This window comes from Siphonobacter sp. SORGH_AS_1065 (assembly GCF_030818595.1).
GTDB lineage: Bacteria > Bacteroidota > Bacteroidia > Cytophagales > Spirosomataceae > Siphonobacter.
The window spans coordinates 1,903,948-1,921,371 of record NZ_JAUTAM010000004.1; the positions used below are offsets into that span (position 1 = coordinate 1,903,948).

At 43.2% G+C, this 17,424-nt stretch carries 14 protein-coding genes; 5 read left to right on the forward strand and 9 right to left on the reverse strand.

Annotation, left to right across the window (positions count from 1 at the left end; all coding sequences use genetic code 11):
• Positions 1-131: 131 nt before the first annotated feature.
• Together QE390_RS08620 and QE390_RS08625 are read right to left on the reverse strand one after the other, a co-directional pair.
• Positions 132-1,028, reverse strand: a complete 897-nt coding sequence (locus QE390_RS08620; RefSeq protein WP_307141847.1) for a flagellar motor protein MotB — start codon at positions 1,026-1,028, stop codon at positions 132-134.
• A gap of 787 nt (positions 1,029-1,815) precedes the next feature.
• Complete coding sequence (locus QE390_RS08625) at positions 1,816-2,265, reverse strand: hypothetical protein (protein ID WP_307141848.1); 450 nt, start codon at positions 2,263-2,265, stop codon at positions 1,816-1,818.
• A gap of 714 nt (positions 2,266-2,979) precedes the next feature.
• Between QE390_RS08625 and QE390_RS08630 the strand changes: the two genes are divergently transcribed.
• On the forward strand, positions 2,980-4,212 hold the full coding sequence (locus tag QE390_RS08630) for a lipase family protein (RefSeq protein WP_307141849.1): 1,233 nt from the start codon (positions 2,980-2,982) through the stop codon (positions 4,210-4,212).
• A 55-nt stretch (positions 4,213-4,267) separates the two neighbouring features.
• Here the strand turns inward: QE390_RS08630 and QE390_RS08635 are convergent, their stop codons facing one another.
• The 3 genes from QE390_RS08635 to QE390_RS08645 all read right to left on the reverse strand — a co-directional run bounded on the left by QE390_RS08635 (position 4,268) and on the right by QE390_RS08645 (position 8,139).
• Positions 4,268-4,993: a hypothetical protein gene (locus QE390_RS08635; protein WP_307141850.1), complete on the reverse strand. Its 726-nt coding sequence runs from the start codon at positions 4,991-4,993 to the stop codon at positions 4,268-4,270.
• Positions 4,990-5,271, reverse strand: coding sequence for a hypothetical protein (locus tag QE390_RS08640; protein ID WP_307141851.1), 282 nt, complete (start codon positions 5,269-5,271; stop codon positions 4,990-4,992). Before QE390_RS08640 ends, QE390_RS08635 begins: the two co-directional genes overlap by 4 nt.
• 384 nt (positions 5,272-5,655) lie before the next feature.
• Entirely contained in the window at positions 5,656-8,139 is a 2,484-nt protein-coding gene (locus QE390_RS08645; protein WP_307141852.1) for a ribonucleoside-diphosphate reductase subunit alpha, read from the reverse strand.
• Positions 8,140-8,590: 451 nt separating this feature from the next.
• On the opposite strand from QE390_RS08645, the gene QE390_RS08650 reads away from it, so the two are divergent.
• A complete protein-coding gene (locus QE390_RS08650) occupies positions 8,591-8,836 on the forward strand; it encodes a type B 50S ribosomal protein L31 (protein WP_106638405.1) in 246 nt (81 codons plus the stop codon).
• A gap of 267 nt (positions 8,837-9,103) precedes the next feature.
• Complete coding sequence (locus QE390_RS08655) at positions 9,104-11,929, forward strand: right-handed parallel beta-helix repeat-containing protein (protein ID WP_307141853.1); 2,826 nt, start codon at positions 9,104-9,106, stop codon at positions 11,927-11,929.
• Between the two features lie 486 nt (positions 11,930-12,415).
• Here QE390_RS08655 and QE390_RS08660 read toward each other — a convergent pair whose 3' ends face one another.
• Both QE390_RS08660 and QE390_RS08665 read right to left on the reverse strand, forming a co-directional pair.
• On the reverse strand, positions 12,416-13,336 hold the full coding sequence (locus QE390_RS08660; protein WP_307141854.1) for an SdiA-regulated domain-containing protein: 921 nt from the start codon (positions 13,334-13,336) through the stop codon (positions 12,416-12,418).
• A 118-nt stretch (positions 13,337-13,454) separates the two neighbouring features.
• Positions 13,455-13,736: a SelT/SelW/SelH family protein gene (locus QE390_RS08665; protein WP_106638407.1), complete on the reverse strand. Its 282-nt coding sequence runs from the start codon at positions 13,734-13,736 to the stop codon at positions 13,455-13,457.
• On the opposite strand from QE390_RS08665, the gene QE390_RS08670 reads away from it, so the two are divergent.
• Positions 13,735-14,160 carry a YraN family protein gene (locus QE390_RS08670; RefSeq protein WP_307141855.1) on the forward strand — a complete coding sequence of 142 codons (426 nt, stop codon included), beginning with the start codon at positions 13,735-13,737 and terminating at the stop codon, positions 14,158-14,160. The two genes, QE390_RS08665 and QE390_RS08670, sit on opposite strands and share 2 nt — an antisense overlap.
• A 72-nt stretch (positions 14,161-14,232) precedes the next feature.
• Positions 14,233-15,621, forward strand: coding sequence for an alpha-L-fucosidase (locus QE390_RS08675; RefSeq protein ID WP_307141856.1), 1,389 nt, complete (start codon positions 14,233-14,235; stop codon positions 15,619-15,621).
• Between the two features lie 40 nt (positions 15,622-15,661).
• Here QE390_RS08675 and QE390_RS08680 read toward each other — a convergent pair whose 3' ends face one another.
• The gene (locus QE390_RS08680; protein WP_307141857.1) at positions 15,662-16,327 is read right to left on the reverse strand and encodes a phosphatase PAP2 family protein; all 666 of its coding nucleotides are present in this window, start codon (positions 16,325-16,327) and stop codon (positions 15,662-15,664) included.
• 143 nt (positions 16,328-16,470) lie between these two features.
• A complete protein-coding gene (locus QE390_RS08685; protein ID WP_307141858.1) occupies positions 16,471-17,298 on the reverse strand; it encodes an N-acetylmuramoyl-L-alanine amidase in 828 nt (275 codons plus the stop codon).
• Positions 17,299-17,424: the final 126 nt, after the last annotated feature.

Genomic DNA, 17,424 nt, shown 5'->3' on the forward strand with positions numbered 1-17,424 from the left:
TTGGTGTCTCACCAACCTTCCGGCCAGAGGCGATCAAGTCGCGTCTAAAGTAAGAGGGGCGTTCATGAAAAACCCCGGCTCATCATATGTGAGCCGGGGTTTTTCACGTGTATCCTCCTTCAAGGAATGCCTTATTTTTTCTCCAGCAACTGGAAGAACTCATCCAGACGTGGAGTGAGGATAATCTCGGTTCTGCGGTTGACTTTACGTCCGGCCGCACTCTTGTTAGAGTCCTTGGGTTCGTACTCACCCTTGCCGGCGGCGGTCAAACGAGCGGGATCGACCTTGAACTTGCTTTGCAGCAAGCGTACCACGGAAGTGGCCCGGCGTACGCTTAGGTCCCAGTTATCCTTGTTGACTTCGGTAGCGATGGGGACAGCATCGGTGTGGCCTTCCACCATGACTTCGAGCTCGCTGTGATCGTTGATGACCCGGGCTACTTTTCCTAAGACTTCCTCAGCCCGGGCATTGACATTGGACTGACCGGTAGCAAAGAGGAGTTTATCGGAGATGGAAACGTAAACGACTCCTTTTTTCACTTGTACTTCCACGTCCTCATCATTGACATTGGCCAGGGACCGCTTGAGGTTCATGACCAGGGTCATGTTGAGAGAGTCCTTGCGTTGAATGGAAGAGTTGAGGCTCTGGATGTATTTACTCTGCTGATCGATGGCTTCCAGGGAACGTTTGATGGACTCGGCCCCCTGTTTGGAAACGATGGAGAGATCGGCCATGCGGTCGAGGAGCCCGGCGTTGGTTCGTTTGAGGTAGTCGAGTTGATCTTCGACTTCTTTGACGCGGGCAGATTTAGCCGAGAGTTCGGAGTTTTTGGAATCGAGTTGAGCCTGCAGGGAAGCGGACTTTTGCTGGCAGTCGCCGAGTTCGACGCGGATGCGTTCAGCCAGGCGGGCGTTTTCGGCCTGGAGGTCGTTGACCTGGGTTTGCAGGGCCCGGGCTTTTTTCTTGCTCACGCAGGAGCTGGTCATTACGGCTGTGGACAGAGCCAGCATTACCCAAATTTTTCTCATAATGTGGATACTAGTTTTAAAGGGGATTTAGCAAATTCAGTTTTCAAGTGCAAATATACCAGACTGTTGATGAGTATACCATGCAAACATATACGGTATTTTAACGAAGGACGGTTCTAAAATAGCCGAATTTGCCAAGGATTTATTAAATAGGGAGATACCCGCCCTCGCTTTCAAAATCAAGGCCTATTTTTTGAAAAAAACCGTATTCTTACGTTTCTGAGGGGATTTACAAAAAACTGACCGGGACAAAATTTTCCCGGTCAGTCCATTCCCAATTTTCTTTAGTACTAGTAAAGAACCTTAAAATTCCGCAATTTCAGTAACAATTGTAGCCTGAATACAATTAGAATTTTGTTAGAATTTTCAGGAGCTATTTAGGAGAGCAGGGGTGAGGCCTCAGCCAGTGGATAAGCCCTAGCTCCCATTTCAGGTGTAGAAGGGATGGAGCAATTATGCTAATGTAGTTAAGTGTTTAACGAATAATAAACAATTGGTAGCAATAACTACGAAACCATCCTAATAGAAAGAATGAATGCTAGTCAAAGTTATTGGGTTACAATTTTAGATGCCTAGTTTCTTTAGGCTTAACAAGCAGATAACTCTCTAATTTTCTTAGTCTTAAATGCCAGATTATACTTTTCCTGCCCGTTAAAGTCATCAGGAAACACCATTAATAACTAATTACTAAACAATGTTGAGAAAAATCAGGTGCTAGCCATAGAGACAAAAAAGAAAAGGTTCAGCTTTTTACAAAGCCGAACCTTTTCTTTTTACTCCTACTTTACTATTCTTCTTCAGAACTAGTAGCTGCCGTACGAGGAGATTTTTCTTTTAATGATAATTCATATCCGCTGATACCTTCTTCTTCATAAGTGAAAGGTTTGATATCAAACGTATAGTCAAACGTTTTGTAATCCAGGCCAATTCTATCGAAAATTGCTCCTAAGGCAATACCATGACCACGACCACTTTTTGCAATTGGGAAAGCATCTGTATCTGCTTCATCTGCCTTCACTAAAAAGAAGGAACCCACGCCTCTTTTTCTTTCTTCTGTACCTACTTTGAATGAGCTGGTTGCAGGGTCTGCTTCCAATAATTCAAGTACAGCAGGAGATAACAACAGCTTTCCTTTTTTGGAAATAGAAGTAGTTGGGGCCTCTTTCGTTTTGGCTGACTTTTTCTTTTCCTCTACATTGTCGTTAGGAGAAAAGAAAAGAATTGATTTTTTTTTCATGAATTGATAAATAATTAATTGTGCTGCTTGTGTATAATAACGAAACAAATATCTGATTTATGATTTAAAAAACAAATCATTGGTATCATAAATCAGTAGGTATGGCTTTTTTAGAAGCAAAGTTGGATAAAATAGGACCTTAAATTCACTTCATTATTCTAATTACGTAACTCCATTAAGTTGACGTTTGTTTTTAAAAAAGAGTTTTAGATGGGGTGTTATCTAATAAATACCTGTTCAGACGAACTGCCAAATTAGACTAAATATGTACAAATAGATTTAAGCTTGTTGAAACTAATAGTACATAATTTCTAATTTATTTAGCTAATAAAAATTTGTTTTATTGCTATTTATGAGGGTGCACTGACTCAAAAATATACTTTTAAAACGTAATGTAAACATGTTTTACATTAAGGTAAATACTCATTGACTAATCTTTAGGTACCTTATTTTAGACGTGTTAGATTATGTATTTTAGGCACAAAAAAATATTCTATTAAGGTATTTGCCAAAAGAGTGTTTGGGTAGGTTAGTAGGTTATAATGCTCAAATATTAGGAACTTTGTAAAGGTTTTATTTGTTTTTTATAAACACAGAATCTGATTAAGTGTTAATTTGAGTGGCTAATTACTAGGGAGTTACGGATATTTTTTCGTTATCTTCGGCTTGTCTAGGCCATTCTTCTTTTAATCGGCAGTTTTCTTTACCAAATCCATGAAAAAAACTCATTTATTGCATTATTCTTCCCAAGCCTTGTTGTGTTTGATTACTTTTTTCGTGCTGGCTTGCGGAAAAGATCCCGAACCAAATCCAGCAGAAGTTGCCGATAAGTATTTAGTTAAAGTTGAAACTATTGATTCTCTATCCGTTGATAAGGTAAAATCTTTGGTCGCTACTTCTAATCCCTTATATGGAACCCTGGTTTCTTACGGTGTTAAAGCCTATCGGATTACCTATAAAACGAAGAATACCGATAATCAGGAAATTGAAGCTTCAGGAGCCATCGTCATTCCTGCGTTAAGTGCCAATGCAAGTGCCGTTCCAATGGTTAGCTATCAGCATGGAACAATTTCGACGGAAGCCCAGGCTCCTTCTAATCTAAATCCCAGTGCTGGTAACGATGCACAGTTGGTAATTCTGTTGGCAGCCCAGGGGTATGTCGCTGTTGCTCCCGATTATATTGGTTACGGAGCGTCGAAAAATCTGGCACATACGTATGAACATCGTCAGGGTTTATCGCAGGCGAGCCTGGATTTGCTTCGGGCAGCAAAGGAATATTTTGCGAAGAAAGATACCCGTTATTGGGATAAGCGTTTGTACCTGACAGGTTACTCCGAGGGCGGATACGCTACGATGTCCTTATTGAAGAAAATAGAAGAAGAAGCGGCTTCAGAGTTTAATTTAAGAGCAGTTTCGGTGGGCTCAGGAGCTTACAACAAGACTGAGTTCATGAAGTATATCGTTAATAATCAGGCTACCACGACCGAAAGTTACAATCGCTTATATGCCTGGGTATTATTGACTTATAATCGAATTTATGGATTAAACCGCCCGGCTAGCTATTATTTTAAAGAGCCTTATGCTTCGCAAATTCCACCGGAAGTGAAACATCAGTCGGATTTATCTTCCCTGGTTATTAATACCAGCATTAGCAATACGTTTACGGATTCGTTTAAAAAAGGGTTGAATGATGGAACGGATACGGGTTTTCTGAATGCGGTGAAGGATAACGACGTTTATGACTGGAAGCCCAATACTACGCTCTGGATGTATCACGGAACGGCTGACGATCTGGTACCGGTTCTGAATTCTCAAACGGCGTTTGCTGCAATGAAAGCAAAAGGAGCTGCAAAAGTGCAGTATTTTCCCGTGAGTGGTGCAAATCATACTTCCGCTGTCTTGCAATATGCGTTGGGAACACTGACCATGATAGGATCTAATCCTTAAGACTGAGATGAACAGCCATAAAAAATGCCGAATGAACTTCATTCGGCATTTTTTATTAAGGCATCTTTTTAAGTCCTTCCCATTTTACTTTCCAGTGCCTGGGTAAACCGGGGTTTTCTTTGATACTTCCATCGAAACCGGCACACAAAAGAGCGGCAGCGGCCAACAACCCGCCACTGCCGGGCAGGTAAATGCGTAAACGTCCGTCCTGGAAATTATGATCGTTAGGTAAATACGTATTTTTCTGGACGGGCATTAACAATGCGTCAATTGCTTTTTCGGGCTGATAGAGTCGGGTAGCCGTCATGGCCGTCATCGGAAAATCCCAGCCCCAGGTGTGGTCCCAGTTCCATTTTTCCCAGATCAAATCCAGCGTTCGGTGCATGATCGTTGAATCCATTCCAGTTTGCTGGGGCATTACGCCTAAAGCCCCTAATACGGCTGGGTGATCAGTCATCCAGTTGGGATTGGTATAGGAATCTGGAGCACTTTCGGTAGCCAGGTAAACGCCGTCTTTTTGAGGCAAAGGCGAAAGTTTCTGAAGTACATCGTCCCATTCTTTTTTACGACCTAGCTTTTGCCGTTCCCGCCATTGCTGGGCTGTTTCCAGAGCCCAACGCCAGTAGGTTAGTTCGAATGTAGGGTTAAAGGTTTCTTCCTGATGAAAACATTCCTGAGCGGGAATCAAGCCTTTGCCCAAGACATAACGGTTTCCTTCAAGGGTGGTATAGGAGGCCATAAAATCAGCCGTAGCTTCGACCAGATCAGCATATTTTTTCAAAACTTTGGCAGTGTATAGTTTTCGGGATTGGGCAAACTATGCCAGCCCCATTCCGACTGCGTCCCCAGGGGAACGCCCTGAGCGTAATAGGCTGTAAACGTCTGTAAACCCGTTGCATCAACGGTAAAGACAAAACGGCCACTACCTATCGAGACCGAGGCCAGCGTATCCATTTGGGTAGTAACAACCGAATGACGCTCTACCAGTGCCTGTCGGTTAATCCGTTGGGCAAATAATAGATGGGGTAAGAGTACCAAAGTCCAGAGGTATTTTCTCATCGATTTAACGAGTAAGTTATCGAAGAGACGGTGGAGAGGCGAGATAGCCCTGTAGGAAATGAAAAAAGGCAGACGCTGCCGTCTGCCTTTTGATTTATTTATGCTTGGAATGAAAGCTTAAGCCATATTTTCTAATTTCCTCATGGGCTAAAGCTAACTTTTCGGAAATAAAACCTTTCCCTGAATTGCTCATCAAGTTCAGGATTTTCCTTGACCTTGAGTTGGGCGAGCTGCTTAAGAGTTAACGGAGTCGTTTTCATAGCGGAATACAATGCGTATTATTTTATAGAAAGAACTTACAAAGGAGTTTTAGGTCCTATACAGAAAAAATAAAACCCGCCTTAAAGCGGGTTTTATAAAGCTCATCTATACTAAATATCGCGATTACGATCCACACATCTCGCAACCTTCAGGATCATCCAGCGAGCAGGCAATAGCTGCCTTTGCATCTTCTTCTGACCACTTGATAGGCTCCACTTCTTTCGCCATCACAGGTGTTGAGAGAGCAGCTTGTGCTTCAGGCGTTGCTAAGTAGTTCATTGCCTTCTCGTGCACAGTGGCCGTACTGGGCTGAATGGCTACCTGAGCCTGCGTTTCTACCGTGAACTTGATGGCATCGGCAGCGGCTTTGGTACGCAGGTAATACATACCTGTTTTCAGTCCCCGCTCCCAGGCGTGGAAGTGCATGGAAGTGATTTTACCGAAATTGGCATCCGTCATGTGAATGTTCAGCGACTGGCTCTGGCAAATGAATGCACCGCGGTCAGCTGACATATCAATGATGGTTTTCTGCTTGATTTCCCAAACCGTCTTGTACAGTTCCTTCAGGTTGGCAGGAATTTCAGCAATGTTCTGTACGGAACCGTTGGCTGCGATGAGTTTATTTTTCATCGTTTCGTTCCATAAGCCCATTTTCACAAGGTCACGCAGCAGGTACTTGTTCACTACTACGAATTCGCCGGAAAGTACCCGACGTACGTAGATGTTTGAAGTAAAAGGCTCGAAACACTCGTTATTACCCAAAATCTGGCTCGTCGAAGCCGTTGGCATCGGAGCTACCAGCAGGGAGTTACGTACCCCGTGGGTTTTTACTTTTTCACGCAACGATTCCCAGTCCCAACGGTTCGAAGTAGGTTTCACACCCCACATGTCGAACTGGAAGATACCCTGAGAAATGGGACTTCCGGCCCAGGTTTCGTACGTGCCGTATTTCTGAGCTTCTTCCATCGAAGCCTCCATGGCTCCAAAATAGATCGTCTCGAAAATATCTTTATTTAACTGGCGGGCCTCTTCGCTTTCGAAGGGCATGCGTAGCAATACAAACGTATCTGCCAGACCCTGTACTCCTAAGCCAATCGGACGGTGACGTTTGTTCGAACGTTCCGCTTCAGGGACGGGGTAATAGTTAATATCAATGATCTTGTTGAGGTTACGCGTAGCTACTTTCGTAATCTCATACAGTTTTTCGTGGTTGAAACGTAGGAATCCATCCTCACCTTTTTCCACGAACTTAGGCAGAGCTAAAGAAGCGAGGTTACAAACGGCTACCTCATCAGCTGCGGTGTATTCAATGATTTCAGTACACAGATTCGAAGACTTGATCGTACCCAGGTTTTTCTGGTTCGACTTGCGGTTCGCGTGGTCTTTGAACAGCATGTAAGGAGTACCCGTCTCGATTTGCGATTCCATGATCTCGAACCATAGATCCTGAGCTTTTACCGTACGGCGGGCTTTACCTTCACGCTCGTATTTTTCGTATAAAGCTTCGAATTCATCACCGTATACATCCGATAAACCAGGGCATTCATGGGGGCACATTAATGACCAAACGTCATTGTCTTTCACCCGCTTCATGAATAAATCAGGTACCCAGAGGGCGAAAAATAAATCGCGGGCCCGGAGTTCCTCTTTACCGTGGTTTTTCTTTAACTGAAGGAATTCAAACACATCGGCATGCCATGGTTCAATGTACATGGCAAAGGAGCCTTTGCGTTTTCCACCCCCCTGATCTACGTAACGAGCCGTGTCGTTAAACACGCGAAGCATAGGAACGATACCATTGGAAGTACCATTCGTGCCTTTGATGTAACTACCCGTAGCCCGGATGTTATGAATGCTCAGACCGATACCGCCCGCCGACTGCGAAATCAGGGCACACTGTTTCAGCGTGTCATAGATACCGTTAATGCTGTCGTCCTGCATGGTTAACAGGAAGCAGGAAGATAACTGAGGTTTCGGCGTACCGGCGTTGAATAACGTTGGTGTCGCGTGCGTAAACCAGCGTTCTGAAAGCAGGTTATAGGTTTCAATAGCCGACTCAATGTCGCTGCCATGAATACCAATCGCTACCCGCATCAGCATGTGCTGAGGACGCTCGGCAATTTTACCGTTTACTTTAAGTAGATATGATTTCTCAAGCGTTTTGAAGCCAAAGTAGTCGTAACCGAAATCACGATCATAGATGATAGTAGAATCCAGTAATCCAGCATTTTTCTTTACTACATCGTACGTATCCTTAGAAATCAAAGAAGCATTTTCATTCGTCTTGGGATCGACGTAATGATACAATTGCTTCATCGTCGCCGAGAATGACTTCTGCGTATTTTTATGCAGGTTAGAAATGGCGATACGAGCTGCCAGGGTCGCATAGTCGGGGTGGCGAGTCGTTAAGGAGGCCGCTGTTTCTGCTGCCAGGTTATCCAGTTCTACGGTGTTCACACCATCGTAGATACCAGAAACTACTTTCATTGCCACTTCAACGGGTTGAACGAAAGCCGGGTCAAGTCCGTAGCAAAGCCGCTCGATGCGGGCGGTTATTTTGTCGAATTTTACCGATTCGCGTCGGCCGTCTCGTTTAATAACATGCATATTTTCAGCGAGTTAGAATATTTCGGGAATAACTTAAAAACTTGGGTTGAGGTAAAGATGCTCACTAAGGGAGCGGGTAAGTATTAAGCAAACATGAAAAGCCGAACTGCATATCTTTTACAATCGTTCCCATCGAACCTTAACTTTTCAAATGTGAAATTAATGTTAAGAACGTGGACTTGCAACTGCCTGAAAGTTCAGGTAACTTACTAAAATTCCGTGCCGCGAAGGCTTCTCGAACGCATTGAATTCAGAGACAAAAAGTTACGACTCGAATGATTATTCGCCCACTGGAGCGATAGAATTGAAGAAACTTTAAAAAGTCCAATAAAAAGATTTTCAGTGGGATAGCTAATAAAAAACATTCTAGTAAAATTTTGTAACATTCCCAAAAGATGATTATTTTTGCGGCCCGTTCATAAAGAATCGTAACTGACTAACTATCAATATAATGGCGAAAGCAGACATTCATCCTGGGTACCGCGAGGTAGTATTCTGGGACCTTTCAAGCGACTATAAATTCCTGACCCGTTCAACTTCAGACACGAAAGAGACGGTAGAATTCGAAGGAAAGACGTATCCTGTAGTGAAAGTTGAGGTTTCTTCACAATCTCACCCTTTCTACACTGGTAAAAACGTACTCCTCGATACGGCTGGACGTGTTGATAAATTCAACAAACGTTACGGTAAGAAATAGTCCGTTTTTAACGAACTCCAAAAGAGGCGGTTACCTGTTCGGGTAACCGCCTCTTTTTATTATGCGACTGGAAAATGGGTATATGTTACTAATGCACTCGCGTCTATTTCCAACCATCATTTTTAAGCAAGTATTAGTAGGATACACAATCTTTTCTTCCAGTGAGCTAATCACGAAAAGATAATATAACTGCCTCGGTAATATTCAAAATTAAGTACCTAAATATGCAGGGTATAAAATACACTCACCTTTATACTTATAATTTTCATGAAGCATTTTTTACCTATGCTATTAGTCCTTTTATGGACTTTTTCTTCTCATGCCCAGACGTGTGGATGTGACTATACGGTGACAAGTAGTGGCTATTATGGCCCCGGCAATTTACCAGTCCAACCCGGCCAAACCGTTTGTATTCAGGCAGGTCAATATACAAATCTTCAGTTTTCTAATCTCTCTGGAACACCAGCAAACCCAATTATCTTTAAAAACTGTGGAGGTGTAGTCGAAATAGAAAATAATACCTCTACGGATGCCTTGGCCTTTGCTAATTGTAAATACTTCAAAGTTACGGGTACTGGAAGCTCTCAACAAACCTATGGGATTCACGTCAAAGGGACTGGAAGTGGCCGAATGGGATTATCGGTTATGGATAAAAGTACTAATTGTGAAATCGACCATTTAGAAATTAACAACGCAGGCTTTGCTGGAATTATGACCAAAACGGATCCTTGGTGCGATCCTGCCACTTGGCGTGAAAATTTTACCATGTATAATGTCAATATTCACGACAATTACATTCACGACTGCGGTGGCGAAGGAATTTATGCCGGGAACTCGTTTTGGGGTGGAGGATCAACCATCAATTGTAATGGAACAAGCATTACGGTTTATCCACATAAAATAGTGGGTTTAACTATTCATCATAATCTAGTAGAACGTACAGGAGCTGAAGGAATTCAATATGGTTGTTCTCCAGATGCGAAAGTGCATGATAATATTGTTAATTCACCAGGTATTTCTCCTTTCGCTAATTATCAAAATAATGGCATCCAAATTGGGGATGGATCTGGCGGTGAACTTTATAATAATACGATTAAAGATGCCCCAGGAGTAGGGATTATTTTTTTAAGTTTTGCTGCTAATCAGAAAATATACAACAACTTAATTGTACGTTCTGGAAGTACAGGCCTATTTGCAGATAAACGCGTTGGGTCCTTCCCGGAATCTACACTGAAAGTATATAATAACACCTTTATTTCTCCGGGAGGGGATGCTATTCTTTTATATAGTACAGAGAATGCTCATTATATTACTAATAACGCTTTAATAGCCCCAGCATCAGGACAATACATTAAAACGGCAGCGGGCGTAAATACTCAGAATAACAATAACTTTATGGGTGGGGTTGCCGCGGCCTCATTTGTAGGAGCTAATGATTTTCATCCTACATCTATATCGCCATTATTAAACCAGGGTTTATCGATTCCTGACCTTACGTTTGATCGGGATGGGAATGTACGTCCCCTGCAAAATGCTTTTGATATTGGCTGTTATGAAGTTGTATCAACACTTAATACTGATACAACAGCCTGTCATGCAACAATCACTACCAGCGGCTATTATTCAGCTAGTACGCTAAATGTACAACCCGGACAACGCGTCTGTATCCAGGCAGGATCTTATACCAATCTTTATCTGGCTAACTTTAGTGGAACTGCTTCCGCTCCCATTACTTTTAAAAATTTTGGTGGCAAGGTAAGCATTTCTAATACGAACAATGACGGAATCGTTTTTAATAACTGTAAGAATATCGTCTTTACAGGCTCAGGTGTTGACTCTATAGCCTATGGAATAGTAGTAAATAAAACAGGCTCTGGCCGTATGGGAATGCTCATAAGCTCTCTAAGTACAGATGTAGAAGTTGATCATGTAGAAATTGGGAATGCAGGCTATGTGGGAATCATGGCTAAAACGGACCCAACCTGTGATCCATCTACCCAGAGAGGTCAATTTGTGATGAAAGGAATTAAGTTACACGATAATTACATTCATGACACTGGTGGCCCGGGCATTTTTGCAGGTCATACTTCCTATGGGGCTGGAGTGACTGTTACCTGCTCTGGAGCTAGTCAAAACGTATACCCTCATCTCATGCAAGGCTTAAAGGTTTTTCGGAATGTATTAAGCCGAACCGGAACAACGGGTATTTTATATGCCAGTGCTGCCGATGCTGAAGTTTACGGAAATACTATAACTCAGGCCGGGTATCAAAACTATAATATGGGTATTCAGATTGGGGATGGGACCGGTGGATACTGCTACAACAATAAAATCAGGCAAACTACTGGAAGTGGAATTTACATCACAAGTATGGTAGCTGATCTTTCCGTATATAATAATTTAGTAGTTGAAAATAGTGCTTACGGAATCGTGTCTACCTCTGGGGCTGGAGGAGTTAACGGTACCAAGCTACGTATACTAAATAATACTGTCGTACCTACGGGGCAGGCTGCCATTCATTTAACAAATACGTTACCAAGAGTTCAGGTATACAATAATGCAATGGCTAGCCCTAACGGTCAATATTTACAGTATGCGTCTGGTGTTAATCTATTACAAGCGGGTAATTATCAAAATACAATCCCAAATACGAAGTTTGAGAATTTGCAAGATTACCTGCCTAAGGATGATTCTCCTCTGGTTAACAGTGGTATAAAAATTGATTCTCTGGGCATAGTAACTGACTTATTGGGCACAGCTAGACCTCAGCAAGGTTCCTACGATATTGGCTGTTACGAAAAGATTATCGCCACTTCACTTTCTTTTGTAAAACAAAGTGAGCTTATAGAAAGTGATGCAACAAGTACGCTCAGTATTTCTCCTAATCCTTTCTCTAATAAAGTATCGGTGAGTGTGCCAGACGGTCATTTACAGTATTTATATGTGTATGACATGCAGTCCCACCTATTACGTACCCAGAATTTAGTAGGCACTAAGGTATCTTTAGACTTACAAGAATTGCCTGTCGGTATGTATATGATCTCTATACCAACACAGAACGGGGTCTTAACCCAAAAAGTAATTAAGTATTAATTACTTAGATATTTACTAAACGCTATACCTGCCCCCAAATAGTAGGGTAAGCATAGTGAATTTCAAATACTGTTTCCTATAAGAGCTAACAAAAAAAATATAGTAGCTCTTATAGGAAATTTTTGTTTACTCTATAATTATTTTCGCTTGATATAGAAATACTTACCTAGTAATATCATCGTATGTATATGCTAGCCTGAATGGCTGGTTTTGCAATTTCCTTATAGTCTGAAATGATTTTATTAATTATAAAACTGCTTAAGTATTAGATTGATTGAGTATACGAGTAATTGAAGCAAATGAACATTAATCACTCACTCCGGCAAACGCCCGCTTGCTCGTTTCATGCAGAAGCGATAACCTTGTTCCCTCATTTATGCTGCCAGCAGGACTCAGGTCTAATAAAGCGTACAGTTTGGATTAGCACCGGTTCTGCTTTAGCCTGATTCTAAACAGCTTCATGGGTTCACTAGCGGTTTTACCGCATTACTTCTGCTCTCCTTTCCATTTAAATACCTGAATAACGCCCGGCCCTTTTTTGCCTTCACTGGAAATATATAAGGTACCGTCAGGGCTAAAGCAAAGGCCTTCGGGCTGCTCTAATGCTTTCGGATTTAGTTTTTCTACGTGGATAAAGTTACCGCCCTTGCGATCTAGTACTAGTAGCTTCTGACCGGAAGCAGCTAAAATGTACACCTCTTGGGTAATCGGATGCACCGCGATGGCAGAGGGCCGAAATTTGGCGTCTTCACCTGTAAACCCCACGCTCTCGAAACTACGCTTCCGTAAAACCAATCCCCGGCGGGATTCTTTTTGTACAGGATCGTAGAAATAGACGTAACGACTGTCTTTATCCACGCCTTCGCGTTTGGTTTCTTTGGCGGCAATGAAAAAGTTTTTTGTTTTGGGATCAAAGCAAAGACCTTCGAGTTCATTTTTGTCGGGCAAACTAAGATCCAGCATTTGAATATGGGTAGACTTATTCGTCAGAAAACCGCCGGGCTGCGAAGTTTGCCCGAGGGTGAAAATGAATAAACGACCGTCACTTCGGAGCACATAAAATTTACCTTCGTGATAGGTAATATCTTCGTAATCTCCCTTCGTCCCCCACATTCGCTGATCGGTCACTTTTCCGGTTTGGGCGTCGATGAGAAATAAATCGCCCTCTTCGTCATTAATTGCCGCCAACTGACCCGCCTTTACATAAGTAATGCCAGAGATTTCCTTAAGCGAAGCGGGCATTTTAAAAGTCTGAATGGGGTTTTGCAGATCGTAACTCAGGGGTTCGAGCGTACGCAACTCCGTTACTATTTTAACTTTTGTTTTCTGAGGCTCCTGCTTCGTTTCAGCAGTTTGACAACTTAAAAAGCACCAACTTAAACTGGTTATCAACAGATACTTCTTCATAAAGGCTGAGTGGTTAGTAAGTATGGAAATTCTTGTAATAAATAACAGACGGTTGTAAAGTATTGAATATCAGTTGATAGTTTGGCAATCGCAGCGGCTAAAAACCATCAACTATTAATCAGGCTTTCTTGTCGGAATGACCGAGGGGTTTTTCGGGAGCAATCAGGTCGCGGACCTGCTGTTTTAGTTCTTTTATTTCGGGAAAACCGCCCGCTCGTTTCCGGTCAAAAATTTCTTCGTCATTGATGTAAATCTTGAATCGACCGGAAACTTCGGCGGGCCTCAGGGCGACTTCCCCCAGTTCTTCGGTAAAGGTGGTCAATAACTCCTGTGCCAGCCAGGCCGAGCGTAATAGCCAGCCGCATTTGGGGCAATATTCAATGGTTAATCGGGGTTTCATGAAGCCAATCGTTGGGTTTACCTTCAAATCTTGCCATCTTTCCTTTACGTTCCACCAACCTATCCTAAATTTTGTGTTAACCACGACTCAATTAGGCCAAAAAGGCGAAGCACTGGCGGCTCAGATCCTGCAAGCTAAAGGTTATGAAATCATTCACCAGAATTATCGGGCTGGGCGGGCCGAGATTGACCTGATCGCTCGAAAAGACGACTGGATTTTGTTTGTCGAAGTAAAAACCCGAACCAATCTTTCCTACGGTTATCCTGAGTCGTTTGTCTCGCCTAAAAAAATAGAACGCATCAAAAAAGCGGCGGATCAATTTGTCTACGAAACCAACTGGCGGGGAAATATCCGGTTTGATGTCATTGCCATCAGTATGAGTCGAACAAAAACTGAAATCGAACATTTTGAAGATGCCTTATAGAAAACATTAATCCTCAGAGTAGGAATTCTATTTCGTACTCTTTTGTACGTACATCTCTATTCCTCTAAACACATGAAAAAAATCTTCTTATCGCTTTTACTCCTCTGTTCGATGGAAGCTTTTGCCCAGAAAAAATACGAAGCCAACTGGGCTTCTATCGACTCCCGGCCCATTCCCGGCTGGTTTGAGGATTCCAAATTTGGAATTTTTATTCACTGGGGTTTATTCTCGGTGCCCTCTTTTGCTCCCACCGCCCGTGACATTGACGGCGTTTACGACCAGTATTCTGAATGGTACTGGTGGAAATGGCAGGATAAGAAAGGCCGGACGTCTCCTATTTTCCAAAAATTTCATGATCGGGTATACGGAGCGGATTTCAAGTATCAGGATTTTGTGAAAGATTTTAAGGCCGAGTTATTTAAACCGAATGAGTGGGCGAAAATCATTGAGCAATCGGGAGCCAAATATGTGGTCTTGACTTCCAAGCACCATGAGGGTTTTGCCCTTTGGCCCAGTGCCCAGTCCTGGAACTGGAATGCCGTAGATGTCGGCCCTCACCGCGATTTGCTGGGGGATCTAACGGCAGCGGTAAAAGAGAAAGGTTTGCATATGGGTTACTACTATTCGCTGTATGAATGGTATAACCCCTTGTATAGAAAAGATGTGGATAAGTATGTGGATAACCACATGATTCCGCAGTTAAAAGACTTAGTGACTACCTATAAGCCCGATGTGGTTTGGACGGATGGGGAGTGGGATCATCCATCAGAGGTGTGGAAAAGTACGGAGTTCCTAGCTTGGCTTTATAATGAGTCGCCTGTGAAGGAAACGGTAGTGGTAAATGACCGCTGGGGCAAGGAAACGCGTTCTAAGCACGGAGGCTTCTACACTACAGAGTACGATTTAGTGCACGAGGGTAATGCAGATAACATGAAATTCAGCCGTCCCTGGGAAGAATGCCGGGGCATTGGGGGTTCATTTGGGTATAACCGGGCGGAGATTTTAGAAGATTATTCGTCTTCCGCTCAACTTATCCACATACTTGTGGAAAAAGTAGCTCGGGGAGGAAATTTACTACTGAATATTGGCCCCACCGCCGATGGACGAATTCCAGTCATTATGCAGCAACGGCTCAAAGATATGGGCGATTGGATGAAAGTGAATGACCAGGCGATCTACGGTACGCGTGCCTGGGCACAGGCTCCAGCCTTCAGGAAGGGTAACAAAGTTTTCTTCACCCAAAAAGGAAAAGATATTTATGTACTGACGACAGAATGGATGGATACCATTCCCGTAGAAAACATTAACACGCCGAAACGCGTAACGCTGCTAGGGTATAAAGGCGAAGTTAAAACCAGTATGAAGGGTAGCAAACTAAGCATTACGGCACCTAGCCTGACCCCAGTGACGATACCTTGTCAGTATGCCTGGGTATATAAGCTCGAAGGAGCGGCGAAGTAATAACTAAAAAGGCAACTGACTCAAGCAGTTGCCTTTTTAGTTATAGGGATCTTCGAAGTCGTACCCTTCGGTCTAACCAGGTCTTGGGGTGATTTTTCCAATAGGATTCCAGCCCGGCGAAAACGACTAAAGTGGTTACTGTTCCGATGATGGAGCCGACGTAAATGTCAACCACAAAATGCTGAAATAAATAGACCCGGGAGTACGCTCCCAAGACGGCTATTCCCAGAAAAAGCCAACCCCAGTTTTTGTTGGTAACCAGAAGCGTTAATAAGCAGCAAAGAGCAAAAACCGAGGTAGAATGGCCCGAGGGAAAGCTGTTAACGCTGTGCAGGTTCAATCCTTCAACCGTGTGAAAAGCCCAGCCCGAATTTTTGTAAAAAGCACTGGGGCGTAATTCGCCTTCGTAAAAAACGTGTTTAAGAAGTTGCGTAAACTCGCCCGCCAGCAGGAAAGATAAACCCGCCGCTAAAGCCCATCGGAAGCGGACGAATAATAAACCCACGGCTACACCAAAACCAGTGGCTCCATCGGCCAGATCGGTCAGGTAATAGAAAAAACGATCCCAGAACGGATGATTATACCCGTTTATCCATCGCATGAGTACGGTTCGGTCCAGTTGCGACAGCATACTTCCCACCACAATCAGAAGGATTACATAAGGCAGAAAAAACGAATAATTCTGACGAATCAGTCGGAGAAGCATTTGGGTGAAGTTGTAAGTGGATGGTTATTCGTTGTTGGGTGAATCGTTGATAATCAGAGTAGTGACTGGTAACTCGATTGAACAAGTAGCCTCATCACGCAAAGTAGTAGGTGGTTACTAACAACCCAAAACTAACAACTAACCTAGTTATCCATATCATTTTTATACTGTTCGAAGGCCTGGAAAATGGCTTTTGAGAGTTTATCCTGACCGTCTTCGCTGGCTAAAAAGGCTTCTTCCGTAGGGTTAGATAAATACCCCGTTTCGATCAGTACGGACGGAGTAGCCGTTTCCCACAGAACCAGGAATCCAGCCTGTTTTACGCCGCGGCTAATGCGATCTGCTCGTTTGAAATAACGTTCTACTTTCGAGGCAAAATTAAGGCTACTTGACAGATAAGCATTCTGATAGTTTTCGAGCATGATTGCTCCCAACGGCGAAGAAGGGTCGAAGCCGTTATACTTCTTCTGATAGTTGGCTTCCTGAAGAATTACGGCGTTTTCTCGCCTTGCTACGGCCAGGTTTTGTTCGGATTTGTGCAAACCCATTACGTAGGTTTCCGTTCCGTAATAATCCCGGCGAGTGAGGGCGTTGGCGTGAATGGAAATAAACAGATCCGCCTTATTTCGGTTAGAAATAGCACTACGTTCGTGTAACTCTACAAAAACGTCGCTTTTTCGGGTATAAATAACTTTGACGTTGGGGTAATGATCTTTAATCATCTGCCCAACACCCAGAGCAATGGCCAGTACGACGTTCTTTTCACGGGTTCCATTTTTGCCGATAGCCCCCGGATCTTTACCGCCATGACCCGCGTCAATCACTACCGTCCGCAGGTTTTCTTCACTGGGAGCTGTATGGGTAGGGATGGGTCTTTCGGACGATTGATTCGCCTGAAAACTAAAGAGAAAGATTACTAAACCCAGAAGGGGCCATACATTAACACACTTTAACTGGCTTTTTTCACGCATGCTGCAAAAGGTTGGAAGAGTTACTCTGTATTTTTGCCCGACAAATTTAAAGGAAAAAGCTATTACATGACCGGCAAAGCCAAAGTCAGTGTCTTATCTTCGCTTTTATTTTAGTTGGGAATTCTC

Coding starts and splice junctions, on each gene's coding strand:
- QE390_RS08620 (WP_307141847.1), bottom strand. CDS start 1,028: ATGAGAAAAATTTGGGTAATGCTGGCTCTGTCCACAGCCGTAATGACC.
- QE390_RS08625 (WP_307141848.1), bottom strand. CDS start 2,265: ATGAAAAAAAAATCAATTCTTTTCTTTTCTCCTAACGACAATGTAGAG.
- QE390_RS08630 (WP_307141849.1), top strand. CDS start 2,980: ATGAAAAAAACTCATTTATTGCATTATTCTTCCCAAGCCTTGTTGTGT.
- QE390_RS08640 (WP_307141851.1), bottom strand. CDS start 5,271: ATGAGAAAATACCTCTGGACTTTGGTACTCTTACCCCATCTATTATTT.
- QE390_RS08645 (WP_307141852.1), bottom strand. CDS start 8,139: ATGCATGTTATTAAACGAGACGGCCGACGCGAATCGGTAAAATTCGAC.
- QE390_RS08650 (WP_106638405.1), top strand. CDS start 8,591: ATGGCGAAAGCAGACATTCATCCTGGGTACCGCGAGGTAGTATTCTGG.
- QE390_RS08655 (WP_307141853.1), top strand. CDS start 9,104: ATGAAGCATTTTTTACCTATGCTATTAGTCCTTTTATGGACTTTTTCT.
- QE390_RS08660 (WP_307141854.1), bottom strand. CDS start 13,336: ATGAAGAAGTATCTGTTGATAACCAGTTTAAGTTGGTGCTTTTTAAGT.
- QE390_RS08670 (WP_307141855.1), top strand. CDS start 13,735: ATGAAGCCAATCGTTGGGTTTACCTTCAAATCTTGCCATCTTTCCTTT.
- QE390_RS08665 (WP_106638407.1), bottom strand. CDS start 13,736: ATGAAACCCCGATTAACCATTGAATATTGCCCCAAATGCGGCTGGCTA.
- QE390_RS08675 (WP_307141856.1), top strand. CDS start 14,233: ATGAAAAAAATCTTCTTATCGCTTTTACTCCTCTGTTCGATGGAAGCT.
- QE390_RS08680 (WP_307141857.1), bottom strand. CDS start 16,327: ATGCTTCTCCGACTGATTCGTCAGAATTATTCGTTTTTTCTGCCTTAT.
- QE390_RS08685 (WP_307141858.1), bottom strand. CDS start 17,298: ATGCGTGAAAAAAGCCAGTTAAAGTGTGTTAATGTATGGCCCCTTCTG.